24 protein-coding genes are annotated in these 25,641 nt (G+C 61.6%); 21 read left to right on the plus strand and 3 right to left on the minus strand.

Annotated elements, in window-relative coordinates; translation table 11 throughout:
• The first annotated feature begins 274 nt into the window (after positions 1 to 274).
• The 14 genes from HP555_RS02880 to HP555_RS02945 all read left to right on the plus strand — a co-directional run bounded on the left by HP555_RS02880 (position 275) and on the right by HP555_RS02945 (position 14,262).
• Positions 275 to 601 carry a hypothetical protein gene (locus HP555_RS02880; protein WP_011367849.1) on the plus strand — a complete coding sequence of 109 codons (327 nt, stop codon included), beginning with the start codon at positions 275 to 277 and terminating at the stop codon, positions 599 to 601.
• Between the two features lie 195 nt (positions 602 to 796).
• Positions 797 to 1,381, plus strand: a complete 585-nt coding sequence (locus HP555_RS02885) for a sigma-70 family RNA polymerase sigma factor (protein WP_199263708.1) — start codon at positions 797 to 799, stop codon at positions 1,379 to 1,381.
• A gap of 104 nt (positions 1,382 to 1,485) precedes the next feature.
• Positions 1,486 to 1,824, plus strand: coding sequence for a hypothetical protein (locus HP555_RS02890; RefSeq protein ID WP_013258642.1), 339 nt, complete (start codon positions 1,486 to 1,488; stop codon positions 1,822 to 1,824).
• Entirely contained in the window at positions 1,821 to 2,837 is a 1,017-nt protein-coding gene (locus HP555_RS02895) for a PD-(D/E)XK nuclease family protein (RefSeq protein WP_200174595.1), read from the plus strand. Before HP555_RS02890 ends, HP555_RS02895 begins: the two co-directional genes overlap by 4 nt.
• Positions 2,838 to 2,863: 26 nt before the next feature.
• Positions 2,864 to 3,634, plus strand: a complete 771-nt coding sequence (locus HP555_RS02900; protein WP_011700579.1) for an ATP-binding protein — start codon at positions 2,864 to 2,866, stop codon at positions 3,632 to 3,634.
• 12 nt (positions 3,635 to 3,646) lie between these two features.
• Positions 3,647 to 4,120, plus strand: a complete 474-nt coding sequence (locus tag HP555_RS02905; RefSeq protein WP_199263710.1) for a DUF669 domain-containing protein — start codon at positions 3,647 to 3,649, stop codon at positions 4,118 to 4,120.
• Positions 4,120 to 4,602, plus strand: a complete 483-nt coding sequence (locus tag HP555_RS02910; protein ID WP_013258639.1) for an ERCC4 domain-containing protein — start codon at positions 4,120 to 4,122, stop codon at positions 4,600 to 4,602. The genes HP555_RS02905 and HP555_RS02910 overlap by 1 nt, the downstream gene beginning before the upstream one ends.
• Positions 4,554 to 6,782 carry an SF1B family DNA helicase RecD2 gene (gene recD2, locus HP555_RS02915; protein WP_199263711.1) on the plus strand — a complete coding sequence of 743 codons (2,229 nt, stop codon included), beginning with the start codon at positions 4,554 to 4,556 and terminating at the stop codon, positions 6,780 to 6,782. The genes HP555_RS02910 and recD2 overlap by 49 nt, the downstream gene beginning before the upstream one ends.
• Positions 6,779 to 10,090: a CHC2 zinc finger domain-containing protein gene (locus HP555_RS02920; protein ID WP_408639834.1), complete on the plus strand. Its 3,312-nt coding sequence runs from the start codon at positions 6,779 to 6,781 to the stop codon at positions 10,088 to 10,090. Before recD2 ends, HP555_RS02920 begins: the two co-directional genes overlap by 4 nt.
• A gap of 93 nt (positions 10,091 to 10,183) precedes the next feature.
• Positions 10,184 to 11,530, plus strand: a complete 1,347-nt coding sequence (locus tag HP555_RS02925; RefSeq protein ID WP_199263713.1) for an AAA family ATPase — start codon at positions 10,184 to 10,186, stop codon at positions 11,528 to 11,530.
• On the plus strand, positions 11,530 to 12,126 hold the full coding sequence (locus tag HP555_RS02930; protein ID WP_199263714.1) for an RloB family protein: 597 nt from the start codon (positions 11,530 to 11,532) through the stop codon (positions 12,124 to 12,126). Before HP555_RS02925 ends, HP555_RS02930 begins: the two co-directional genes overlap by 1 nt.
• A 491-nt stretch (positions 12,127 to 12,617) precedes the next feature.
• A complete protein-coding gene (locus HP555_RS02935; protein WP_199263715.1) occupies positions 12,618 to 13,388 on the plus strand; it encodes a hypothetical protein in 771 nt (256 codons plus the stop codon).
• 3 nt (positions 13,389 to 13,391) lie between these two features.
• Positions 13,392 to 13,670 carry a hypothetical protein gene (locus HP555_RS02940; protein WP_136873453.1) on the plus strand — a complete coding sequence of 93 codons (279 nt, stop codon included), beginning with the start codon at positions 13,392 to 13,394 and terminating at the stop codon, positions 13,668 to 13,670.
• 91 nt (positions 13,671 to 13,761) lie between these two features.
• Positions 13,762 to 14,262, plus strand: coding sequence for a hypothetical protein (locus tag HP555_RS02945; protein ID WP_015721258.1), 501 nt, complete (start codon positions 13,762 to 13,764; stop codon positions 14,260 to 14,262).
• Positions 14,263 to 14,862: 600 nt separating this feature from the next.
• Here the strand turns inward: HP555_RS02945 and HP555_RS02950 are convergent.
• Genes HP555_RS02950 through HP555_RS02960 form a run of 3 tightly spaced genes read right to left on the minus strand, consistent with a single transcriptional unit; the run spans position 14,863 to position 16,360 of the window.
• Positions 14,863 to 15,777 carry a tyrosine-type recombinase/integrase gene (locus HP555_RS02950; RefSeq protein WP_199263716.1) on the minus strand — a complete coding sequence of 305 codons (915 nt, stop codon included), beginning with the start codon at positions 15,775 to 15,777 and terminating at the stop codon, positions 14,863 to 14,865.
• Complete coding sequence (locus tag HP555_RS02955; protein ID WP_013258632.1) at positions 15,758 to 16,132, minus strand: hypothetical protein; 375 nt, start codon at positions 16,130 to 16,132, stop codon at positions 15,758 to 15,760. Before HP555_RS02955 ends, HP555_RS02950 begins: the two co-directional genes overlap by 20 nt.
• Before the next feature lie 33 nt (positions 16,133 to 16,165).
• Positions 16,166 to 16,360, minus strand: coding sequence for a hypothetical protein (locus HP555_RS02960; RefSeq protein WP_199263717.1), 195 nt, complete (start codon positions 16,358 to 16,360; stop codon positions 16,166 to 16,168).
• 140 nt (positions 16,361 to 16,500) lie between these two features.
• Here HP555_RS02960 and HP555_RS02965 point away from each other — a divergent pair, with 140 nt between their 5' ends.
• From HP555_RS02965 to HP555_RS02995, 7 genes are all read left to right on the plus strand, one after another.
• Entirely contained in the window at positions 16,501 to 16,773 is a 273-nt protein-coding gene (locus HP555_RS02965) for a hypothetical protein (protein WP_199263718.1), read from the plus strand.
• Complete coding sequence (locus HP555_RS02970) at positions 16,770 to 17,048, plus strand: hypothetical protein (protein ID WP_011367831.1); 279 nt, start codon at positions 16,770 to 16,772, stop codon at positions 17,046 to 17,048. The genes HP555_RS02965 and HP555_RS02970 overlap by 4 nt, the downstream gene beginning before the upstream one ends.
• Positions 17,048 to 18,571 carry a terminase large subunit domain-containing protein gene (locus HP555_RS02975; protein WP_199263719.1) on the plus strand — a complete coding sequence of 508 codons (1,524 nt, stop codon included), beginning with the start codon at positions 17,048 to 17,050 and terminating at the stop codon, positions 18,569 to 18,571. Before HP555_RS02970 ends, HP555_RS02975 begins: the two co-directional genes overlap by 1 nt.
• 114 nt (positions 18,572 to 18,685) lie before the next feature.
• Positions 18,686 to 20,194 (plus strand): phage portal protein family protein, encoded by a 1,509-nt coding sequence (locus HP555_RS02980; RefSeq protein ID WP_199263720.1) that lies wholly within the window; start codon positions 18,686 to 18,688, stop codon positions 20,192 to 20,194.
• Positions 20,194 to 24,768 carry a minor capsid protein gene (locus tag HP555_RS02985; RefSeq protein WP_199263721.1) on the plus strand — a complete coding sequence of 1,525 codons (4,575 nt, stop codon included), beginning with the start codon at positions 20,194 to 20,196 and terminating at the stop codon, positions 24,766 to 24,768. The genes HP555_RS02980 and HP555_RS02985 overlap by 1 nt, the downstream gene beginning before the upstream one ends.
• Positions 24,765 to 25,277, plus strand: coding sequence for a hypothetical protein (locus HP555_RS02990; RefSeq protein WP_199263722.1), 513 nt, complete (start codon positions 24,765 to 24,767; stop codon positions 25,275 to 25,277). The genes HP555_RS02985 and HP555_RS02990 overlap by 4 nt, the downstream gene beginning before the upstream one ends.
• Positions 25,274 to 25,627, plus strand: a complete 354-nt coding sequence (locus HP555_RS02995) for a hypothetical protein (RefSeq protein ID WP_199263723.1) — start codon at positions 25,274 to 25,276, stop codon at positions 25,625 to 25,627. The genes HP555_RS02990 and HP555_RS02995 overlap by 4 nt, the downstream gene beginning before the upstream one ends.
• The last annotated feature ends 14 nt before the right edge of the window (positions 25,628 to 25,641 follow it).

Consider the following 25,641-nt stretch of genomic DNA (forward strand, 5'->3'; position numbering starts at 1 on the left):
GATCGGGGCTTTTTGCGTCTTGGAGACCCGCCCGGTGAAATTTCACTGGGGCCGGGCAAAAAAAGTTAAAAAAGTTTTCCTCTGTAAACCCACCACCAATCAGAGCCTTACGGGCTTTCCTCCTCCTTGAGCCCGGGCGTTTTTCGGGGTCGCAACGAAAATTCGCCAAAGCAGGGTGACAGGTCTGGTGAACACAAAGAGTTCACGACCGCCACCCGGGAAATTCATGCCGGACCTGTCCCCCCGGTCGGTCCACAAATGAAGGAGGTTCGGCATGAACCAGACAAGCAAAGCACACCTCACCCCACCGAAGCGGCGACTCATCGAGTTGATGCAGGACATCAACTTCGGCCGCATCACCAACATTCCGGTCCGCGACGGCGAGCCGGAACTCACCCCTGACACGGTCATCGAGCGCGAGATCAAGCTGGGCGGACAGAGCGGTCCCCGGCCCGAGCGCGACCAGGATGACTTCATCCTCAAGCAAGAGGTCGTGGCGCTGCTGGAGCACCTCGCGCAGATGGGCAGCGGAAAAGTCTGCCTGCTCGAAATCAAGCACGGTCTCCCGTTCCTGATGCGCATCGAGGAACGGGCAGCCTGAACACGTAACGACCTGAACCCTTAGACACTGGACAACAAGCTGGACGCATGGCGGAGGCTGTTGTGGGTGTCGCCGAGCCGAATACGGCAATTGGCGGCGTACCTGCGACCCCTTCGCCCACGCGACAGCTTTGTCCTGTGATCTGGCCCGTGCCGACACCCACGCGGACCTCCTCCTCGCTCCGAGGAGGCCCCGATGGTTTCACAGAATTCTTACGACGGCATCGACAAGTATGCCGCCGACCTCATTCGGCACAAAGCACGTCAACTCGTAGGCAAGGCCGGATTCACCGAGGACGACAGACCCGACCTCGAACAGGAACTGATGATCGATCTGCTGCAGCGGATGCGGCATTTCAATCCCGCCAAGGCCAAGAAGACCACCTTCATGGCTCGGATCGTCGAACGTCACATCTCCACCATTCTGGAGGCCCGGTTCGCCCAATGCCGGGACTGGCGGCTCTGCCAAACATCACTCAATGAACCCCTCGACAACGGCGAAGGCGACACCACCGAGCGGATCGACTTCCTGGACAGCGAGGGCTCTCTGGGAAGCGGCACCCGCGAGACAAGGGAGCGCCTCGGCCATGAGATCCGCATGGACCTCGACCGGGCCATCGCCTCGCTGCCGGAAGAGCTCCGGGATCCGTGCGTGCGCCTGCACGACAGCACCATGGCCGAAATCGCCCGGGAGATGGGCATTCCCAGAACCACCCTCTACGACCGGCTGAGCAAGCTGCGGGAGGCTTTCAGCGAGGCTGGCCTGACCGACTACCTGTGATCTCCGACGCATCAGCCCCGGCTCCGGTAAGTAAGCACCGTGCCGCATGGTGCGGCTATCCGGGGCCTCGGAAATCAGAACCTGAACAAAAGAGGAGTTCAATCATGACTCACGACACCTACAAGTACCGTTTTGACGAGTCGGTCCCGGCCCAGGAACTGGAAGACACTTTCATGCTGGCGATGCTGGCCGTCGAAAGCCTGCACGGACGTTCCCGTGTGCGGATGGAGAGCCGGTTCAATCTGGACAAGGCCCGCCGTACCTGCGTGATCGACGCCTCCACCGATGTCGGCAGTGATCTCGCCCGCATCTTTACCGGCTTCGCCACCAAGGAGTACGGCGAACGCTCGGTCCTGATCGAACGAACCCAGCCGTCGGGCTGTGCCTGCGCCTCCAAGCATCGCGCAGCGCCCGCCGCTGCTACAGCGGGGGTGGCGGTATGAGCGAGCTAATGACCACCACCTATTCCATGTGGCGGCTGTTCCGCAACTGCCGCATGGCCTGCAAGTGGCGCTACATCAACGAGCTGGTGCCGCTCGAGCGCGACCCCAATCTGGCCTTCGGCTCGGTCATTCACGACTGCCTGGAGTGCTGGCACGGTGAGCGAGATCTGGCCAAGGTCCTCGACCACATCGACCGGACCTATCCGAACCGGGCGCAGGACGATCATCAACAGGCCGACTGGCATCTCGCCAGGGCCATGATGAGCGCCTATGCGGAACACTACCCGGCTGAAGAGTTCGAGGTCGTCGCACTCGAGAAGACCTTCGAAGGCCCCATCGTCAACCCGGCGACCGGGGCGACCTCGCGCAGTTTCATCCTCGCGGGGAAGGTGGACGGCATCGTCCGCCAGGATGGCCAGTATTTCCTGCTGGAACACAAAACCGCCTCACAGATCGACGCCAGCTACCTGGAACGGCTGTGGACCGATTTCCAGATCATCCTCTACGCCTGGTACCTGGAGCAGACCCTCGGCATCACGGTCAGCGGCATCATCTACAACGTCCTGGTCAAGGCCAAGCTGCGCCAGGGCAAGGGTGAAACCGAAGCCGAATTCGAGGCCCGCCGGGCGGAGCTGATCGCCAAGTCGAAAACCGGCAAGAGCAGCGCCAAGCGCAAGTTGCCCGAGGACGACGACACCTTCCAGCAGCGGCTCCAGGAGAAGTACCTCGAGCCGGGCATGTTCCACCGCGAGGTGCTCTACATCTCCCGCGACCAGTTCGAGGAACTGCGGGCGGAGCTGTGGGAACTCTCCAAGGCCATGCTCGACGCCCGTCGGCGCGACACCTTCTACCGCAACACAAGCTACTGCTTCCAGTACGGAAGGCCCTGCGCCTACTTCCAGCTCTGCCGCTCGGGCGGCAACCCCAACGTCATCGAAAACCATTTCCAACGGATCGCCCCGCACGAAGAGCTGCGGGACGGAGCCGGTGAAGACGCCGCTCCGGTGTTTTGAAATCCCAACCATAAGGAGACGAAGCCATGCTTCCCAAGACCAAAAGCAAACCCAAACACACGCTCTCGGACCTCACCGCTCTGGTGTACGGCCCGAGCAAGATCGGCAAGAGCACCTGGTGCTCCAAGGCCGATGACGCACTGTTCCTGGCGACCGAGCCGGGCCTGAACGCCCTGGAGGTGTTCCAGACCCCGATCACCTGCTGGGACGACCTCCTGCAGGCCTGCGCGGAAATCGCCGAGGGCAAGCACGAGTTCAAGACTATCGTCGTCGACACGGTGGATAACGCCTACAAGATGTGCTCGGACTACGTCTGCAAGAAATTCAAGATCGAGCACGAATCCGACCTGGGCTACGGCAAGGGCTACGCGCTGATCAACAACGAGTTCCAGCGCGTCATCAACAAGCTGGCCTTCCTGCCCTATGGGCTGATCCTTATTTCCCACTCCCAGGAGCGGGACATCGAAACCCGGACCGGCAAACACACCCGCATCGTGCCGACGCTTCCGGAAAAGGCGCGGAAGCTGGTCACCGGCCTGGTGGACCTGATCCTGTTCTGCGACCTGGACATGAAAACCGGCGAGGACGGCAAGCCGGTCTGGCAGCGCGTGATGCGCACCAAACCCAGTCCCAACTACGACGCAGGTGACCGCACCGGCCGACTCCCCGAAGTCATCCCCCTTGATTTTCCGAGCTTCATGAAAGCGTTCAACAACACGGCAGCCGGAGCTGCGGCGAGTGCCGCCCGGCCGAAGCCGGAGCCGACCGCGAGTGCGGCGGCGAAACCCCAACAGTAAGGAGATCCGACCATGGAACACTACGAAAACCAATCCAACAGCAACCTCGACCTGGCACAGTTCGACGACGCCTTCGAAACCGCCGAAGTCGAGGAGCGTGAGTTCGAGGCCGTCCCCGACGGCAAATACCAGGTCAACGTCGACCGGGTCGAACTGACTCGCGCCCAGACCTCGGGCAATCCCATGCTCAAGTGGACCCTGCGCATTCTCGCGCCGACCCACAAGGGCCGTCTGCTCTGGCGCAATAACGTCATGGCCAGCAATGAGAACATCAAGTGGCTCAAGCAGGACTTCTACACCTGCGGGCTGCAGCTTCAGAAGCTCTCCGACCTGCCGGGCCACCTCGAGCAGCTTCTCAACATCAAGCTGGAGGTGACCAAACGCACTCGCGGTGAAAACGAGAACATCTACTTCAACCGTCGCATTGTCATGGCCGACGATGCCGGGGCTCCCGGCGCGGCGATGGACGACATGATCCCGTTCTGATGATGGACCGGATCACCGTTGTCGTCGACACCCGCGAACAGGAGCCCTACAGCTTCGATAGTGACAAGGTTTCGGCGGTTCGCAAGGCGCTGCCCGCCGGTGATTACTCACTGGTCGGCCTTGAGGAACGGGTGGCGGTGGAGCGCAAATCCCTGACGGATTTCGTCTCCACCGTCATCCGGGGGCGAAAGCGGTTTCACCGCGAGCTGGAAAAGCTCTCCGCCTACGAATCCGCCTGCGTGGTTGTCGAGTGCAACTTTCGCGATCTGGTCGATGGCCGCTACCGCAGCGATGCCCACCCGCATGCGCTGATTGGAACGGTCGCCTCCATCGTCGTCGACTTCGGTGTCCCCGTCTACTTCTGCTCGGACCGGCAGGCCGCCTGCCGTTTTGTCGAGGAGTACCTGACACGTTTTCACCGGAGGATCGCGAGATGCCAAAAAGAAATGAGAGTAACCCGGCGCGACTCCGGGGAAGAATAGAGCGCGTTTACTATGCCGGACCCAAGTTCTCCGCAGGCCGACTGCTCACCCCGACCGGTGAGGAAGTCCAGTTCGCGGGCAATTTGTTCGCCCGGGAAAATCAGCCTGTGGTCCTGCTCGGGTCGTGGTCCACCCATCCCAAATACGGCCGTCAGTTCAAGGTCGACGGGATGGAGCACGACCTCGAACTCGATCCGGAGGGGCTGATCCACTATCTGGCCAACCATCCAGAGATCAAGGGCATTGGTCCGGTCAAGGCCAGATTGATCGTCGAGAGCTTCGGCGACGCCTTTGAAGAAACCCTTCTGAATGACCCCGAGCGCATCGCGCTCAAGGCTCGACTGCCTCTGGACGCGGCCCGGCGGCTGCGTGACGAATGGTTGAAGAACCGCAGCGTCAACACCGTCATGGCCTGGCTGTCGGCATTCGGCCTGACCCATCATCAGGTCACCACCCTGGTCGAAAGACTCGGCGGCAACTGCCTCGATATCCTGAAGGAAGACCCGTACATCCTCATTCGGGAGATCCGGGGATTCGGCTTCAAGAAGGTCGACAAGATTGCCCGCAAGCTGGGAACCCCCAAGGACCATACCCCTCGTATCCGCGCTGGGTTGAATTTCTGCGTCCGTGAAGCCCTGGACAATGGCCACTGCTGGATCGAATACGAAGATCTGGTGGACCAGGCCAATCTGCTGCTGGTCATGGATGCCCTGGACAGCCGGGTCCGTATCGAGAGCGCCCTCGACGCGCTCATCGAAGAACAGACGCTTTCCTGCGATTCCCACGGCGGGCGTTTCGTGGTCGCTCTGCCCGAGATCGTCCGCATGGAGCGGGAGCTGGCCTCGCTGTTCGGTCAGGCCGAAACACCCAACCCGCATTTCCACTCCGTCAAGAAACTCGATGCTCTGATTCGGCGCTGCGCGGCGACGCTGAACGAGAAGCAGCTCGACGCGGTCCGCTCGGCCCTCAATCACAGCATCAGCCTGATCTCGGGTGGAGCCGGTTCGGGCAAGAGCTACACCATTTCGGTCATCAACACCATCTGCGAGGAGAGCGATCTGGAGGTCGTGCTCGCCGCGCCGACCGGCAAGGCGGCCAAGCGCCTGGAGGAAGTCAGCGGTCGCAGCGGCACCACCATTCACCGCCTGCTCGGCTATGACGGCAAGGGTTTCTCCCGCAGCAAGGAGAACCCCATCGATGCCGACGTCCTGGTGGTCGACGAGTTTTCGATGGTCGACGTGCCGCTGGCCTGGCACCTGTTCGAGGCGGTCGATTTGTCGCGGACCACGGTGCTGCTGGTCGGGGACCACAACCAGCTTCCGCCGGTGGGACCCGGAAACATACTGCGCGATCTGATCCAGACACGCGCCATCCCCACGGTCATCCTCGACAAGGTCGTGCGCCAGGCTGGCGTCCTCAAGGAGAACTGCACCGCCGTTCTCAAGGGCGAGGTGTGCAAGACCAGCGAGGCGTCGGTGGCCGGATGCCGGGATTGGTACCTGGTGGATCAGTTCACCGATCCGATGGCTGCACGCTCGTTCCTGCTGGAGCTGTTTCAGGAGCGGCTCGACGCCCTGGGTTTCGACATCATCAAGGACGTGCAGGTGCTGACGCCGACCCACAAGGGGCCGCTCGGCACCAAGGAATTGAACGAGGAACTGCAGCGGCTCATCCAGCGAAAACTCTGGAACACCGAAGTACCGCCGGTCGCCATGGGCCGCCGCGCCCCGTTTCTCAAGCACGACAAGGTCATCCAGACCCGGAACAACTACGACCTGAACGTGATGAACGGTGCCATCGGCTATGTGGTCGATGTCCTCGCGAACGGCACCCTGGTCATCGACTTCGACGGCATGCCCGTGGAGATGGAAAAGGGTTCGCCCGACCTTCAGGACCTGCAGCTCGCCTATGCGCTCACCATCCACAAAACCCAGGGGTCCGAATTCCCCTGCGCCGTGGTGGTGGTCCACAAGGCGCATTCCTTCATGCACCACCGCAATCTGCTCTACACCGGGGTGACCCGCGCCCGGCGCACCGCCATTGTCCTGGGCGACCATTGGGGCATCCAGAATTGCGCCAAGCGTTGCCAGGTGGATGACCGTCGGACCTTTCTGCCCCTGTTTCTGGACGCCGCCCAGCACGCGGAGGCCGATTTCGCCCGTGTCGCGGAGGCCGAATGAGTATGGGCGGAACGGATAACGTCAGGGAGTATTACCGGCACGTCACCGAGATGGACATCGGTGACGTGGCCCGGGAACTCCTGCCGGGACGGATCACCCAGGAGACCGGCCAGCGCTTGATGTGCGACTGCCCCAACCATCAGAGCCAGTCGCGTCTGTCGCTGCACGTGATGCTCGACAAGCAGGGCTGGTACTGCTTCGGCTGCGGAGTCGGCGGTGATGTGCTGCAGCTCGTTGAGTTCATTCAGACGGGCTCGGTCACCGCCGGGCAATCCGGTCCGATGCCGGACAGCCACCGTCAGGCCCGGGACTATCTCGCCAAGAAGGCGGGCTTGCCGCCGCTGTCGCGCTATGGCCTCAGCCAGGAGCGTCTCGCCCAGACGGAGGCCGACCGCGCCTTCGAACTGCGGGTCAAGGACGCGCTGACCTCGCTGGCCAGGCTTTACCACGCCAGACTCAAAGAGTCGCCGGAGGTCCTCGACTGGCTGAAATCCAAATACGCCCTGAGCGAGGAGACCATCGACGATCTCCTGATCGGCTACGCGGACAACGCGTCCGGCGCGGTCGCCCAACTGACCGGGGGTGAGGACGGTTTCTCCAAGCGGGAGCTCGCCGCCACCGGCGCTTTCCGTCCCACCAGCCAGGACGGCCTGACGCCATTTTTCGAGCGCCGGATCGTCTTTCCCTACTGGAGCCGTGGCCGGGTGGTGTTCATGATCGGCCGCAAGACGCCGTGGACCCCGGACGTTGGCTGGGAGCAAGGGAAATACAAGAAACTGCCGGTTCACGACGAACACCAACGGCCTTACGTCGCCGACTTCATCAACAACGCGCTGCTGTTCAACGAGGACTGCCTGCTGGCGAGGCCCGGCAAGGTGATCATCACCGAGGGGGTGACCGATTGCTTGGCGCTGATGCAACTGGGCCTGCCCACCGTATCTCCGGTCACCGTCCGCATCCGGGCCGCCGATTGGGAGCGCCTGATCCCCAAGCTGCGCGGCGTCGAAACTGTCTACATCTGCCAGGACAACGAACTCTCCCAGGCCGGTCTCAAAGGGGCGCTGCAAACCGCTCGCACCCTGGCCGAACACAAAATCGACACCCGCCTGGTGACGCTGCCCTTGTCGGAGACACAGCTCTCGGCCCGGCAGGAGCTGACCGAACGCTTCGGCCTGACGGCAAGCGTGGGGCCGAAGGAGCTGGCCAAGCTACTGGCGGGACGTCCCGCCGAGGAAATCCAGGCGGCCGAGGCGCTTCTCGCCATCGCCAAGATCGACGTCAACGATTACATTGCCGCCGGGCATACCCTGGAGGATTTCGAACGCCTGCTCGCCGAAGCCAGCACGCCCATCGAATTTGGTGTGCGCTCGTTGCCCGAGGGCGCTGAAGAGGAAGAACGCAACCGCCTGCTTGAACCGGTCCTGGGGGAAATTTCCGAACAGTCGCCGCTGGAACAGGCACGCCTGCTGAAGCTGGTGCAGGAGCGCATCGGCGGTGGTGTTTCCATGGCCACCCTGAAGGAACAGATCCGCGCCATCCAGAAGGACCGCAAGGTCGAGTTCCGCAACGAAAAGAAAAAGGCCAAGCGGATGTCCGGCGCAATGCCCGGATCATGCCGCGCCCGGGTCGACGAGGTGCTGATCGACACGGAGCTGGAGAACGGCGCTCCCGACTACACCTTGGCAGCCGAGGCGGCCTACGACTGGTTTACCGCCAACGGTGCCCAGTTCTTTCATACCCTGCAGGGTGAGCCGTTCATGTATTTCGACAACGCCATCTACTGGATGGATTCGCCAGACCGGGGCCGAAAGCGCCACTACGCGGCCATGCTCTACAAGCACACGGGCATGGTGCCGACATCCAACGGCGGACGGACATTTTTCGAGGTGTTACCCAGCCTGGCCATGATCCGTGGCCAGGTGCGCGACCATTTCTCCTGGCTGCATACCGATGTGGCTTCCTACACCGTCTATTTCAACCTGAACAATCCGGAGCACGAGATCGCCAAGATCACCCCGGACGAAATTCAGATCATGAAGAATGGCGGCAACGAGGACGGCATCATCCTGGACGGCTCGCGCAAGATGAAGCCGCTGAAATTCCTGCCCGACGCCGACCTCGAAGAGGCGGACCGGCTCCTGGTCGATCTGCTGGTGGGCAACATGACCTGTCCACAAGGAGATCGCTTTCTCATCCTTTCCTGGCTCTCCTGTTTCTTGCTGATCGACTTCGCCGGGACGCGGCCCATGACCCGCTTCGAGGGCTCGGCCGGATCGGGCAAGACCACTGCCAGCAAGATCACGTCGACGCTGCTTTACGGCGAGCCCCAGCACAAGAAGGCCACCGACGCGGCGAACTACACCGACGGCTCGCAGAACCCGCTCATCGTCCTCGACAACATCGAGGTCAAGCAGATGACCGAGGATCTGACCACCTTCATGCTGACCAGCATCACCGGTATCGCCAAGGAGAAACGCAAGAGCGGCACCGACAGCGAGACCATCACCGAGCGGACCAAGTGCCTGCTGAACACCACCGGCATCGAGCCGCTGTGCGGAGAGCTTTCGGAGATTCTGTCGAGGTCCTTCGTCATCAACTTCGACCTCGCCAACCAGGCCAGCGACTGCTTTCTAGAGTCGGAGGTCATCTCCGCCATCCAGCAGAACCGGGACCTGATCATCTCGGCCATTATGAAGCGGACCAGCCATGTGTTGGCGATGATCCGGGACGGAGCCCAGAAACAGGTCATGCGCCTGCTGCACCGAACCATGCCGACCCATGGCAAGCGCCGGTGCAACGATTATCTGAGCCTGATGTACCTGATGATGCTGGCCGGGTCCGAGGAACACGAGGTGACCAGCGGACTCGAGGACCTGAGCCCGCTGTTCATCGAGCAGATCCATTCCATCAACGACACCAGCCAGGAGATGGCGCGGGAGTCGAACCCCATTGCCACGGCGTTGGCGTCGCTCTTCCATGCCTACCGGAACGCGGTGGAGCTGGACGAGAAAGCCCGCTACGGCGAGGACGACCGGGCAAACCACGTGGTGGGGTTCATCGAACGCTACCAGGTGAGGTTCGAGAACGAGAACACCATGGAGCCGGTGTCGGCGGGACGGCTGCTCGCGGCGCTGCGCAGGGTCGGCCGGGAATTCAACCTCGAATTCGAATACAAGAAGCCCGCCCAGCTCGGTCGGCGCATCAGCAACGACCTGGACGTCATCCGGGACGCCGGGTTCGACATCGACCGGCAGCGCAACACCCACACCAAAAACTTCGAGTATCGCATCGGTAGCAGAGGTGTTTAACGAGACATTTTCTCTTTTAGATTGACTTTCAGGCCGCCTATGCCTATATTAAAGGCATGATAAAGCGAATATTTCACTTTAGGAGGCGGTAAGATGATAGTCAGTTTCTCACTCGAAAACTGGATGTCCTTCCGCAACCAGGTCACATTTTCGATGGTCGCCAGCAGGGAGCGCCAGCATGGAGACAGGGTTCCCAAGCTCGGCAAGTACCAGACGAGAGTTCTTCCGGTTGCGGCAATTTACGGCGGCAACGCGTCGGGCAAGACCAACTTTTTCAAGGCCCTGAGTTTCGCCAAGGCGCTGGTCGTCAAGGGCACCCAGCCCGACAGCCTGATTCCTGTCGAGCCGTTCCGGCTGGACGCCAAGGTGGCCGATCAGCCGTCACGGTTTGGCTTCGAGCTGCTGATCGACGAGATCATTTACGAGTTCAGCTTCGCGGTGACCCGCAAGGCGGTTCTGGAAGAGAAGCTGGTGGCCATAACCAGTACCAGTGAAAAGGTGCTCTACCACCGTCGGGACGGAAAGCCCAACTTCGATGATTCCCTGGCCAAGGACCAGTTCCTCCAGTTCGCCTTCAAAGGGACCCGGGACAACCAACTCTTTCTGACCAACTCGGTCTCCCAGAAGGTCGACAATTTCCGGCCGGTCTACGACTGGTTCAAGGACACGCTCGAGCTGGTCGCGCCCGATTCTCGCTTCGAACCTTTCGAGCAGTTCCTCGACGAGGGGCATCCGCTCTATTCGACCATGAACGAGATGCTGCCGCAGCTCGACACCGGCATCGCGCACCTGGGTGGCGAGGAGATCCCTTTCGAGAACATTCCGCTGCCCGAGCCACTGAAGACCAAGCTGCAGGAAGACGTCAAGGAAGGCATGACCGTTCGTCTGCTGACCGAGCCGATCAACGAGCGATTTGTGGTGACCCGCAAAGGTGGTGAACTGATCGCCAAGAAGCTGGTGACCTACCATCCGAAGGCGGACGGCACGGAAGCCAAGTTCGAGATCCGTCAGGAGTCGGACGGCTCACAGCGGGTAATCGATCTGCTGCCCGCGTTTCTTGAGCTGTCGGCCCAGGTCTCAAAGAAGGTCTACGTGATCGACGAGGTCGACCGTAGCCTGCACACGCTGCTGACACGCAGATTGCTCGAAGCGTACCTCGCCAATTGCTCCACGGAAACCAGAACGCAGTTGCTGTTGACCACCCATGACGTGCTGCTCATGGATCAGCAACTCCTGCGCCGTGACGAGATGTGGGTCGCCGAAAGAGATGCCACCGGAGCTTCGAATCTGCTCTCCTTCAGCGAGTACAAGGATGTCCGATACGACAAGGACATCCGCAAGAGCTACCTGCAGGGGCGACTGGGTGGAATTCCCCGGATTCTCTTGGGAGGCGCTTTGACCAATCCCTGCCTCACCGAGGAAAGTGAGGGGGATGACTGATGCCACCGAAGAGACGCAGATTCCAGAGACCCCTCGGCGAGCGTCGCTACCGCAAACTGTTCGTGATCGCGGTGGAAGGCGTGAAGACCGAGCCGCAGTATTTCAACATCTTCAATGACCAACAGTCGGTGATCCGGGTGAACTGCCTCAAAGGCAGTCATGATAGTTCTCCTCCGCAGGTGCTGAAGCGGATGGAGGACCATCTCCGGCAGGAGGAACTGAGATCCTCCGACGAAGCCTGGCTCGTGGTGGACAAGGATCAGTGGACCGACGAACAGTTGGACCAACTTCATGCCTGGGCTCGGGCACGCGACAATTACGGCTTCGCCCTCAGCAACCCCAAGTTCGAATACTGGTTGCTGCTTCATTTCGAGGACGGCACCGGCATCGCATCGTCACGGGATTGCAGCGACCGGCTTAAGCGGCATCTTCCCGGTTACGACAAGGGGATCGACGCACGCAAGATCACCCGCGACCGAATCGATGAGGCCATCCGCCGCGCCAGGCTGCGCGACAATCCTCCCTGTGCCGACTGGCCACGAGCCCTTGGCGGCACCACGGTTTACAAGCTGGTCGAAAACATTCTCCAGGTCTGAACCTCAACCAATTCGATCCCCAATCATCCAGGACGCTCTCGGGCGTCCTTTTCTTTTGCGGTGGTGCGGTGATCACCGCTGTCCCTTGCGGTGGATGACCACCGCACGCCAAACCCTTGCCAGACAAGGCTTTCATGGCCTTTGCGGTGGTTGCGGTGGTAAATCCAGAGGTCTCACCCCCTATGGGCTGAAATATTTTTTCTACCTACCAACCCGACATCCCACGCCAGGGAAATTCCGGCCCAGCGTGAGAGACATTCCCCAAATACCACCGCAACCACCGCACTCTATCTTCTCTTTCTTCATAACTATCTAAAACTAAATAACAAACAAAGAACTACCCTCCTGCGGTGGGACAAGAAAACCTTCCACCGCACGACCACCGCAACCACCGCACATATCCACCGCAGCGGGTGGTCACCGACGGTTTCAGGGCAGCTCCGGTAAGTAACGGGAAAAGCGATTAACCCGTATTTCTGGAGCCTGAAACCATGAGCCTTCTGAAAACCATGATCAAGCACACCGCCGGAGGGCAGGAAGCCTCGGCCGGATGTGAAACCCCATTATTACCACCGCAACCACCGCAGCCCGCCATCTATGTCTCCACCGGGCTCGACATCCACGAGATCGAAGACGCCCGCGACTGGCCTGAAGACATGGAGATCGACGGCACGCTGTGTCGCCGTCTGTCGCCTGAATACTTTGCCTGGCTACGTTCCCGCATGGTCACCGCCCAAACCGCGCACAAGGCCGGAAAGCTCCCCGAGGATGCCTGGAATACGCTGCGGCAGCGATTCAACGCCATGCAGGAACTGTCCATCCGGGAGTTCGGCAAGGAACACTTGCAGGAGGTCCTGCAGTCCTTTCCCCCGAAGAACTACCAGCCACCCGCGCTTCGTCCCGAGTCCCAGAAGAAACCCGTCGAAGTTCCAAGAAAGGACTGGATTTATCCCGGGAACCAAGCTTGGAAATGTAAGCAGCCGGTGACTTCCCAGGCTGTCGCCAAGGTCGACGCCATCCGTGAGGAGGCCATGGCCAAGGGCTGGTCCGAGGCACGCCTCTTTCAGAACCAGGGCCGATTCCGGTTTCCCTGCGGCGAGGACTACGGCCTGGTCTGTTTCGTCGATGGCGATCAGGAGATTGGCGAGGTCACCGAGCGTTCTATCGAAATTATCCACGGGCCGAAGTCCGGGCGTCCCAGCACGCTGCGGTTCTACAACCCGGACGTGCCGCAGCCGTGGATGAAGAAAGTGGAGGATTGAGCCGTGAAGAAAAAGAAGCGCTACGCCAACGCCAAGGATGTCCTGCCCGAGGAACTCTTCGAGCAGATCCAGAAGCACTACACCGGAATTCTCTGGGTTCCTGCACCGAGCCGCTTCTACCAGGAACGCCGCGACCTAGTGCTTGCCCTTCATCTGCAGGGGATCAGCAGCCAGGAGATCTCCAACCTCGCCGGAGTGACCACCCGCCGGGTCAACCAGATCATCGCCGCCGAACGAAAACAGGGTCGGGACCGACAGTTTAGCGCCGCTTCCGGTAAGTAACCCCTGAACCGGCGGGAGCGCGTTTGGAGGCTAAATCGGCCTCCCGCCCCGTATCCCGGCTTGGGAAAACAATATTCGGCAGGATTTCCACGTGGCACTGAACAAACCGGACAAAGAGACGCTGGACCGCTGGCACCGCAACGAGGGCAAGACCGAACCGCCCCGGCGCGGGCCTGGTGCGCCCGAGGGCAACCAGAACCGGCTGCGTCACGGCATCTTCGCCGACCGTTGCCTGACGCCGGAAGAGAAGGTCATGTTCGACGCGATCATCGACCGCCTCAACCAGGACTTCGAGTTCAACAAGTCCAGCGACTTCCTGCAGGTGGAGCTGGTGGGCGTCTACTCGGTGAAGCTGGTCCGCGCCCAGATCGAGGGGAACACCGACGCCGCCGAGAAGCTCGACCGGATGATCCGCTGCCACATGAAGGATCTCAAGACCACCAAGATTGCCCGCGAGGGTGAGGAGCCGAAAGGCCCGCAGACCTCTCCGGCAGAATGGGCGGCGGCGCTGCTCGAAAAGGTAGCCGAGGCCGCCAACGCCCCGGGCGCGAAACCCTCCGGCCGCAAGAAACGCGGAAAGAATTGCGGATAACACCATGGAGGGCTTTTCCGATGACCCCGGCACACGGCGACTTGCGGCAGACAGCTTCACCAGGGATTGCGGATAAGACGTGTTCCTTGCACTTTCGGAATCGGCATTTTCCGGCCGTCGATCACCATTTCCACTCCTCGACCTCCTCCTGCAGCTCTCGATATCCGCTTGGCATGTCTGCGCATAAGCCGAGCCGCATAAGCCAAGTAGATATCGGCATGTTCACTCCGGAGCTCTCTCACACAACCCAAGTAAATATTGGCATATCGTGCCCCAGGCAGAACCGGCCAAGCCCCGCACACAGCCATTCCTTCGGCAGCGGCCCTCGCACATGCCAAGCAGATATTGTCATGTGTGTTCCGCGCCCGGAGCGCACAAGCCAAGCAGCTATAGCGATGTGCGGCCGACAGACAGCGAAGGAGAAATTCCGGTCAATCGATATTTCCCGCTCCGCCTGGGAGACTGAGAACCATCGTCATGATCAATCATCATCGGCGGATGTGTTCTTTTGCGGGCACTGTCATTCACTGTCTTCGACACTGTCTCGCCCAACGAAAACAGGAGCAGCCGAGGCCGCTCCCATCGTCGGGTTCGGAAGGATCAGAGTCGTTCGAGGGCTTCCTCGAGCTGGCCGTCCACGAGGTGTGTGTAGATCTGGGTGGTGGACACGTCCCGGTGCCCCAAGGCCCGCTGCACCACGAGCAGGTCATTGGTCGCGCCGTAGAGGTGGGTGGCGAAGGTATGCCGCAGCCCGTGCGGCGTCAGTTCCTTTTCGATCCCGGCCTTCCGCAGCCAGTGGGCGAGCCGGTTGGCTATCTGCCGCTGGCAGAGTCTGCCGTCCCGGTTCGACAGGAACAGGGCTTCCATTTCTGGGCGGCCATGTCGACGACGCTCGGCCAGGTAATGGCGCAGCAATGTGCGGAGGTCGGTCTTGATGAACTTGACCTGCGGCACATTTCCCTTGGCCCGCACCCGCAGATGCTTGGCGTCGAGGTCGATGTCATCCATGTCGAGCGCGGCCAGCTCGCCAAGCCTGATCCCTGTGCCCAGCAGCACCTCGATCATGGCGCGGTCGCGCAGCGCGGAGAAGTCGGTCCGTCCCTTGAGCTCCTTGAGCAGACGTTTCTTTTCGGCGGTGGTCAGGAACACCGGCAGCTTTCTCGGCAACCGATGCATGCGGATGGACCGGGCCGGATTGTCCTCGACCACGCCCGCCTCGACGGCCCAGGCGAAAAAGGCCCGCACCGCCGCCTTCATCCGATGGAGCGAGGCCGCCGAGCGAGGGCCTCGCTCACTCTCGGTGACCGCCCCGTCGGAAAACACCTGGTCGAGGAGCCCGGCCGTGACCGCCCGGCAGACGATGCCCGGGGTCAGCTCCCCGGCCACGCGGGCCACCAGGGCGATGTCCCGGCGGTATGCGGATATGGTCGCCGGGGAGCGTCCTTCGGCCGACAGGCGGGCACAGAACGCCTCTGCCGCGCCCGTCAGGTCGAGGTCAGCCGTTCGGTTGCTCATCGCTGGACTCCTTCACCCGGCTGTGGCCCATGGGTGTGCTCTTGGGCAGAGGCAGCTCCTCGATGCGCCCCGACTCCCTGGCCCAGACCATCATCATGCGGAACACCCGGACGGTCTTGGCAATGGTGCGCTCGGCCCGCTCCTTGCCGTCGGGGAGTTTGAGCAGCAGGTCGGACTTGTAGAACTTTCCGACCTGGGGAAGCCGGATCTCGGCGAGTTGGCGATCCGCGCCGAAGAAGGCCTCCACCGCGTCGAGGTCCTTCCGGTAGGTGTAAAGGGTCCGCTCTTTCTTTCCGGATTCCCGCAGGTAGCCGATGAAAGCCTCTGCGGCTTGATGCACGGTGCATTCGGTCATGTCGATGTCTCCTTTGTTGGTGGCCCGGTGTGTTCAGGACAGGAACTCGTCCAGATCCCGCAGCAGTTCCTCGACGTGGCCGAGGGAGCCGACGCTCGCCCAGGTGATGTCCGGCTGCTTCGCGTCCGCTTCGAGCTTGCCGCGAATGCCCTCTATCAGCCGGGTGATGTTCTCCTGCTTTTCTCGGTACGCCTTGAGTGCCTGCTGGCGGTTTCTGTCGTAGGTCATGGCCTGCCTCCGGTTCCGGTTTTCTTGGATGCGGGACCATCCCGCGTCACATCCAATGACGCTTCTATTTCGTTGGAAATCAAGTGTTTGCAGAGATCTTTCTGCATGTGACCCAAACCCATAACCCAAAGGAGATCAACATGTTGAAGAAGACCATCGAATGGACCATCCCGCTGGCCCTGGCCGGGATCATGACCGGCTGCGCCACCTACCGGCCTCCGGCCCAGATCCAGTCGGCGGTGGCCACCGTCAACCGCCACACACCCGAGTATGTGACCGAGGCCAACAAGGCGCTGCGCGAGGTCGGCCACCCGGACGCCGAGCGCCTGACCGGTGTCGGCCTGCGCCTGCAGACCGCCGTGGACGCCCTTGACCAGTGGGCCAACGGCGCGAACCAGGAGGCAGGCCAATGAAAGAGATCCTTCAGGAAAACAGCGATGCCGTTCGCCAGGCCGGTGAGGCCCTGGTTGAAATCGGCACCGAGCTGGCGGCGGGACGGATCGAGAACGCCCTCGGCCGTCTGGAAGCGGCCCAGCAGCAGTACCTGGCCTGGGCGGAGTTGGACCAGGCCATCATCGACATTCAGGAAGCTGTCCACGACCGGAAGAACACCCTGGCCGTGCAGCAGATCCTGACGGAACTGGTGGGCACCATCCTCGGCAGCGCCTTGAGGACGGGAATGCACTGATGGCGGTAACCGACAAGGAGCGCAAACTCGCGGCGACCCTGAGCGATCCCGTGTTGTGGGGGCAAGCCTACCTCTACAACCGGGATGGCTCAGGCCGCGACTACTGGCCGCACCAGGTGGAGGACCTGCGCTGCCCGGCCAAGAACATCATCCACCTCGACGGCCGGGACGTGGGAAAGTCCATCGTGCTCTCGACCGACGCGCTCCATTACGCCTTCACCACCCGGGGCGGCCAGGGCCTCATCGCGGCTCCGCACCAGGGGCACCTCGACACCATCATCGAGGAGATCGAGTTCCAGCTCGACAGCAACCCGGATCTGATGAACAGCATCGCCCTGACCAAGTACGGCAAGCCCAAGATCCACCGCAAACCCTACTTCCGGCTGGAGTTCACCAACGGTTCGGTGCTCTATTTCCGCCCGGCCGGGGCTTATGGCGACGCCTTCCGGTCCCTGCACGTGGGCCGCGTCTGGGTCGATGAAGGAGCCTGGCTGACCGAACGGGCCTGGAAGGCGCTGCGCCAGTGCCTCAAGGCCGGGGGGACGCTACGCATCTACTCCACGCCCAACGGCCTGCGCGACACCACCTATTACCGGCTCACCTCGTCGGATCAGTTCCATGTGTTCCGCTGGCCGTCCTGGCTCAATCCTCTGTGGACCGAGGATCGCGAGGCCGAACTGCTGGAGTTCTACGGCGGCCGCGACAGCTCCGGCTGGCAGCACGAGGTGGCCGGTGAACACGGCAAGCCCTCCTATGGGGCCTTCAATGTCGAGCAGTTCAACATCTGTCGGCAGGATCTGCTGGAGTACCAGAAGATCGTCATTACCGATTCCGAGATGCGCGACTGCGACACCGAGGAAGCGGCCCACGACCGGCTGGAGATGCTGCTCAACCTCACGCCCCGCAGCGGTCAGTTCTGGGTCGGCGGCGACCTGGGCTACACCAACGATCCCACCGAGATTGTCGTATTCCAGGAGTTGGAGATCGGCGAGCGGACGCTGCTGAAGATGATCCTGCGCGTGCATCTCGAACACGTTTCCTATCCGCACATCGCCCAGATCATCGCGCTGCTGGAGCGTTACTACACCCCGGCGGGCATCGGCGTGGACAACGGCGGCAACGGCCTGGCCGTGGTCCAGGAGCTGCTCACCCTGGACAAGTACAAGGGGCTGGAGCTGGAAGGCAGGCTCAAGGGATACGACTTCGGCGGCATGACCCGACTGGCGGTGCGGGACGGCAAGGAAATCAAGAAACGGACCAAGGAGCTGATGACCAGCCTCATCAACGGGGCTCTGCAACGCAAGCAGCTCATTTTCCCCTCGGACGACCTGGAGGTGGAAGACCAGTTCACCACCCACACCTACACCCTGCGGGACGGCAAGATCATCTATTCCAAGGGCAACGACCACATCATCGACGCGGTGCGCTGCGCCATGCTGATCCGGGAAGAAGGCAACCTCGACCCGGTCGGGGAAGAGGTGGTCTCGCTCAAGCCGGTGCTCACCAATCCGGTCTTCATCTGACCGCATCCTCCGACGCTTTCCACCCCGCTCCGGTAAGTAATGGGCATCGAGCCGGATTCGGCCCACACGGGCCGGATGTGCGGCTGTCATTGCCGAAACTACCGAGAGGATCACGTGGAAAGCACCGCCCATCAGGACGAACAACCCGAAAGCCTGGAAACCACCGGCTTTGTCATCGCGCCGATGGCCGCAGCGGCCGCTCTCGACTCGGCCGCCTTCGCCAAGGTCAACGCCGCCGAGGCGATTCCGGCCACCTGGGAAGAACGCGCCCGCAAGGCCTGGGAATACTATGTCGAGGAGCCGCTGGTGAAGAATTGCGTCAACTCCTGGCGCACCTTCGCCGTGGGCGACGAGATCAAGATCACCAGCGATGACGAGACCCTCAAGGAGCAAGCCCTGGAGGCCGCCTGGCGGCTGAACGTCTCGCAGTTCATCAAGGACATGGTTCTTCAGCTCCTGGTGAAAGGCGACGCCATCGGCTTCAAGCGCTTCACCAAGTCCGGCCAGGACATCGAGGAGCTGGTCTGCGTCAACCCGGTTTCGGTCAAGGTCAAATACGCCCAGGGCGAACTGATCGAGGCCCGGCAATTTCCCGAGGACACCCCCGGCGGCGGGGAATCCATCCCGCTGCCTGTCGAACAGGTGGTCCACCTCAAATGGGATGCTCCAGCCTTCTCGCCCCGGGGCAACTCCCTCGTGCTTCCCGCCTTTCAAGCCATCGAACTGCTGCGCGACTACCGCCGGGCCGAACAGGCCATCGCCAAGCGCTGGGCCACGCCGTTCCGCCTGCTCAAGGTGGGCGGCGCGTTCGGCCAGAAGATGGTGATGCCGGACCAGCGGATGCTCGAACAGGTCCGCGACATGGTCAACAAGATGGACATGAAAAGCGGCCTGGTGGTCCCGTTCTACGTCAACGTCGAAACCCACGGCACCGATGGCCAAGTCCTCAACGTCGAGGACAAGGTCAAGGAGGTGAAGGAAGACATTGTGGTGGCCCTGGGTCTGTCACGCTCGCTGGTGACCGGCGACGGCCCCAATTTCGCCACCGCCTCGGTGAGCATGCAGAAGATGATGGTCATGATCCGCGAGATCAAACAGGCCGCACGCAAGCTCCTCGACTGGGTGTTCGACGACTGGATGGAGCTGAACGGCCATGACGACAAGAGCATCCAGTTTATCTTCAACGACCTCGACCCCAGCGACGCGGTCGATTTCAAGAAGCTCCTCATCGAACTCTACGACCGCAAGCTCATCAGCCGCTCCAGCCTTCAGCTCAAGATGGACCTGGACCCGGACATCGAGGCCGCCAACCGCGAGACCGAACGTAAGCAGATCGACCTGATGGACGAGAAGCAGGTGAAGCCGGTGGTGGATATGGTCGTCTCCGGCATCCTCAGCGTGCCTCGCGCCCGCAAAATGCTCGGGATTCCGGCCGAGGACGATGAACCCACGGCGGAGGCGGCATTGGTCTGGTCAGGCGACCTGGAGTCCACCGGCATTGCTGCCGTGTGCGACGAGTGCAGCCACTTCATTGCTGACACCAACCACTGCCGGGTTCACAACAGCGAGCGCACCTTCGACGCCCCGGCCTGTCGTTTCATCGACCGCCGGGAGCCCCACTGATGCCGTCGGATCTTAAGCAGCGCATCCAGGCGGCCACCCTAAAGAGCCTGACGGCCCGCAACCGCTACAACGACCAGGTCACGGCCCAACTCACCCAGGCCCTGAAACAGGCCGAAGACGAGGTCGCCCGCGCCATCCTCCAGTACCGCTCCCTCGGCTCCCTGCCGGACAACAAGCTCGCCGCCCTCAAGGGGCTGGAAAAACTCCAGCTCGAACTCGACGACACCATGAAGCGGCTCAAGCGGGAGCAGACCTTGGTCTTTCGCAAGACGACCAAGGACTCCTTCAAGCTCGGCATCCAGCAGGGAATCGGAGAGCTCGCCGACGCGGCGCTGCCGTTCTACGCCGACCTCAAACCCGAAGGCATCGACAAGCTGGCCACCAAGGTGTTCACCATCGTCGACACCAATGCCCTCGACTTCATGGCCCAGTACAACCTCACCCTCGCCGGTGACGTCCACCGAGAACTCGCAGACGGCATCAAGCGCACCATCCTGAACGGCGTCGCCACGGGCAAGGGAGCCGACGACATCGTCCGGGACATGGGCAAGGTGATCGTCGACAAGGACTCCTTTCGCCAGGCCGGAAGCCGGGTGTTCAGCAAGGCCCAGTACCGCATGGAGATGATCGCCCGCACCGAGGTCCTCCGCGCCCACAACATGGGCAGGCTCAAGTTCCACGAGCGGGTCGGCATCCAGAAGCTGGAATGGCTGGCCATGGAGGACGAGCGCATGTGCCCGGTCTGCGGCGGGCTGGACGGCAAGACCTTTCCCATCGACAAGTTCCCCCAGCAACCCGCGCATCCGCACTGCCGCTGCACCAACATCGTGGCCTGGCCGATGACCGTCTGCGGCAGCGAGATGGCCGCCAAGGCCGCCGCCCAGGCATCGCAGGGGGACGCATGCATTCTCCCACCCCATGTGCTGGAAGGCATGGCCGAAGCCCAGGCCAAGGAGAACGCCAAGCTTAAGAGCGCCTTTGAAAACGGCGACATCGCCGACCTCGGCTCGCTGACGGTCAAACAGCTCCAGACCCTGGCGAAACAGAACGGCGTGGCCATTGCCCGGACCAAGGCTGATTTCATCAAGCTGCTCGATCTGGCCGAACCGGGGATCGATCACGGCGACCTGGCCGGAGCGGCGCTCAGCGCCAAGCTCAAGGAACACAAGATCGGTCTGCTGCGGACCAAGGAAGAACTGGTCGAGCTGCTCGGACTGAAGCAGGCGGAACTCAAACAGGCCAAGCTGCTCGCCGCCCAGATGGCGAAGATCCCTCCCGCCGAGGGGCTGGAGGGCATGACCGCCCAGCAGCTCAAGGAGATGGCGAAGGAGAACGGCATCTCGCTCAACATGACCAAACAGGAGACCATCGAGCTGCTGGACAAGCTGGAACCCGGCGTGGATCACAGCGGCCTGATGGGCAAGGAACTATCGGCGGCCAAACAGAAGCACGGCATCGGCATCCTCAAGAACAAGCAGCAGCTCGTTGAGGCGCTGCAGAAGAAGGCCGGTGCCGACATGGCCGAGTCGGTCAAGAAAAAGGCGGTCGACGAGGCCAAACAAAAGCTGATCCTGAAACAGAAAACGGCTCTCGAAGACGCCGCCAAGGCCGTGGCCGTTCCCGACACGCCGACCGGCTACAAGGATTTCCTCGACGCGATTGCCAAGGCGGAACAGGCGGTTTCCGGCGGCACCGATCTACCCCAGGATCTGCTGGCGGCCCACAGCAAGGAAATCGCCCTCAAGAAACAGCTCTTCCAGGACCAGGTCGGCAAGCTGAAATCGACGGAGCTCAAGACGCTCGCCAAGGAGACCAAGGTCCAGTATTGGCAGTGGGCGAACAAAGACGAGCTGACCACGCTCTTCACCGAGACCGATCCCGCGAAAATCAAAGCGGTTCAGGCCAGCATCGACACAAAGCACGCCGCCTGGGCCGAAAAACATGGCGGCAAGAAGAAAACCGCACCGGCCAAGCCCGCCACGCCGAAACCGGCTCCACAACCGAGTCCGGTCAAACCGCCCGAGCCCAAGATCGTCAAGAAAGGCGCGGAGTTCACCACCGTCGATACCGCATGGCAGCAGAAAGGTCTGCCGTCAAAATTCAAGAAAACCGGCAAGGCCGCTGTCGGCGGCGCACACGAAAAGGAGTTCTGGACCGATGAGAACGGCGACAAATGGCTGTTCAAGCCCATTGGCCGCAAGGACGATGAGTTCATCGCCTTCGGAGAGGAAGCCGCCTACAAGATCGGCCGCCTGATCGACCCCCATTCCATCGAGGTGCGCACCATCCAGTTGAACGGCCGCACCGGCTCCATCCAGAAATGGCGTACCGATCTGCGGGACGACTTCGATTTTCGCAACATTCTGCCCCAGGATCTGACCACCATCGAACTGGAGCAGATTCAGCGCGAGCATGTGGTCGACTGGCTGATCGCCAACCACGATGGACATTCCAAGCAGTTCATCCGAGCCCGGGACGGTCGCGTCTACGGCATCGACAAAGGCCAGGCCTTCAAGTTTCTGGGCCAGGACAAGCTCTCGCTCGACTATCACCCCAACGGCGTCTGCGGCGAGGAAGAGCCGTTTTACAACAAGGTCTTCCGGGCGGCCAAGGAAGGGAAGGTACGGGTCGATCCGAACGCGACCCTGCGCTACATCCAGGAAGTCGAAAAGATCGCCGACGAGGATTACCTCGATCTGTTGCGGCCCTACGCCGAGGGACGGTTCGCCAAGGACCCTGCCGGGCTGCGGCATTTCTACGATCAGGCCCTGGAGCGGAAACACAACCTCCGGCGGGACTTCGAGGGTTATTACGCCGATGTGCTGGGGGATCGGGGCTTCCGTTTCGACAAGCTGAGCGCCGCCACCGGCAAGAAAAAGCTGCTCTCCTCCGCCGAGGAAGCCCTGATCGAGGAGGCCCGCAAACTCGGCTGGCAGGGCAAGACCCTGCCCTTCGACAGTGGCGACGTGGAGGACCAGAACGCGCTGATCTTCACCGAGAGCTTCAAGGGGAAGAAGCGCACCGTGGTCAAGATGAAGATCCGGCCGGACACCGACCGCCGCATCGACGAGGTGCTGCGCAGGTATGTGCAGACGGCTGCCGGGGAAAAGGGACAACCGCTGGTCGAAGACAGCTTCTTTCCGACGATTCTGGATGCCGTAAAAAACGTCAATTTCCACGTGGGCGACGGCAAGTACAACCGGACCAAGATCGACAAGGCCCTGCGCCTGCGCAAGAAACTGGAAACCCTGCAAAAGAGCACCGACCCCAAGGTCAAGGAGATGGCGGACCACTATCTGAAATGGGTCAAGGAGATCGAAGAGTCCGTCGACTGGGACCGGGCCACCAACGGCGTATTCGAGCAGTACCTGCCCAATCTCGACGCGCAGAAACCCAAGGAGAAACCGCCGTTCAAGGTGGAACGCGGCAAGGTGACCCACACCAAGCGCAGGATCGGTTCCGGCACCATTACCGTCGAGGCCGACGACATCGACAACCGGACGCTGTTCAATCAAAACTCCCGCATGCAGGACGGGCACCAGTACACCGTCACCTTCGAGGACGGCACCCGGGTCCGCTATCGCCCCTGGTCGGACACCAACCTCTATGCCCAGCGCGGCGAGCTGGAAATGATCCTGGACGGCGACGCTACCCCCGGACGGGTCGAGGCGATGCTGGAAAAGCTCGAACAGCTTGGGATCGATACCCGGGTGGCCACGGCGGAAAACGCGGAGCAGATGTACCTCGAAAAGCTCGCCTACATCCGCAAGACCGACAAGAGCGCCGATTACAAACGGCTGCAGAAATCCCTCGACGACCGCAACGCCACCACCACCGAGCGAGTCCAGGCCCTGCGCGGCTATTGGCAAAAGGAGCTGGGCGTCCAGGACATCACCCAACTTTCCGGATACAACCCGCTGGGCGAATATCAGGCGGGCTTTCTGGACCGCGACGCCAAGGGCGGATACCGGCACCAGTTCCGGTTCGACATCACCGAGGATGACCTGGAAAAACAGATGAAGGGCTATTCGCTGGTCCACGATCTGACCAACGGTGAGAGCATGTCCGGCTTCATCGACTTGATCATGGAGAACAACGGAGCCATGGTCAGCACGGTCGAGAAGATGCGCATGGGCGTGGCTCCGGGCGGAATGTCCCCGGTGGCCGACATGCAGACCGGCGGCGCGAGCTATTTCTTCACCCGGATCAAGAAGCAACCGGCCAGCGACGCCTCACCGGCCCTCTATTTCAAGAAACAGATGCTGCGGCGCATGGACGCCATCAGCTACAACCATGACGCCTACGGCAAGGTGATTGACGATTACGTGCAGCGCAACCGGGGAGCCAGCATCGACGACTGGAAGCGGTTCTCGCAACGCCATGGCAACGAAACCATCTTCAAATACTCGGTGACGCTGCTGGACAACATCGAGTTCATCGTGGCCAGAAGCGACAACGAACGCCGGGAGATCATCCAGAGTTTCACTCGGCGCGGCATCAAGAAACTGCCCGACGGGCGCAAGGTGGAGGACATTGTCCATACCCCGCAAAGCTGGAGCAAACGCAAACAATGACCATGAAGGACTTTATCGAACAGGAGAAACGACGGCTGCAGGAAGCGCTGCACTGGTTCAACAACCGGGGCAGTCGCATGACCGTCAGAGAATCCGGGGATCTCTTTCTGGACGCCCTGGTGGACAGCTTCACCGTCACCCGGATCGCTCCCCATTTCGACACCGCTGGAAACCATCTGCGCACCGATTTCTGGCTGTTGTGGAAGGCGCTCGGTTACGACGAGGGCTTTCAGCACGCCCACACCGTCAAGGTGGTCGATATCAGGATCGAAGACACCCTGACAGCCGAACATGACGGCAAAGAGGTCGAAGGCTGGCTGATTGTCGAGCTGACCGACGACCTGGGTCGCATTCACCATGTCGAAATGATCGAGCCGGTCTCGGAGCCCGAGCTCGCGGCGGACTGGCAACGCTGGATCGCCTACCGCCAGAAAAGCGCCGAAAGATTCCACCGGATCGACGCCCAGCTTCTAGCCGAGCATCTCCGGATCGCGGAGGACTGGTCATGAAACTGCGCTATATGCTCGACTCGATAATCGCAGACCGGCAAGCCACCGCCCCGGAATACGTGCCCGTGGGCGTCTGGGTTCAAGGGCCGGGTCCCGGCCTGGATGTGGAGATGTACTACCTCGACCGGGGGCCTAGCGGGCTTGCCGACCGCAGGGACGAGGCCGCCTGGGTGGTCAACCGTCTGGTCGAGACCGGGGCCACCTCGCTTCCGGCGGATTTTCTCGAATACCACCGGCTGTCCCGCTCACCCTATGACGGGGTCTTTTCCGAGATCACCGAGAGCGACGAATACCCCTCCCTCGACGCCTGCGGCAAAGCCGTTCTGGCCCGGCTTAATCCCGCCCGCTGAATTTCGCCGTCACC

Source organism: Desulfobulbus oligotrophicus (assembly GCF_016446285.1).
Classification (GTDB): Bacteria; Desulfobacterota; Desulfobulbia; order Desulfobulbales; family Desulfobulbaceae; genus Desulfobulbus; species Desulfobulbus oligotrophicus.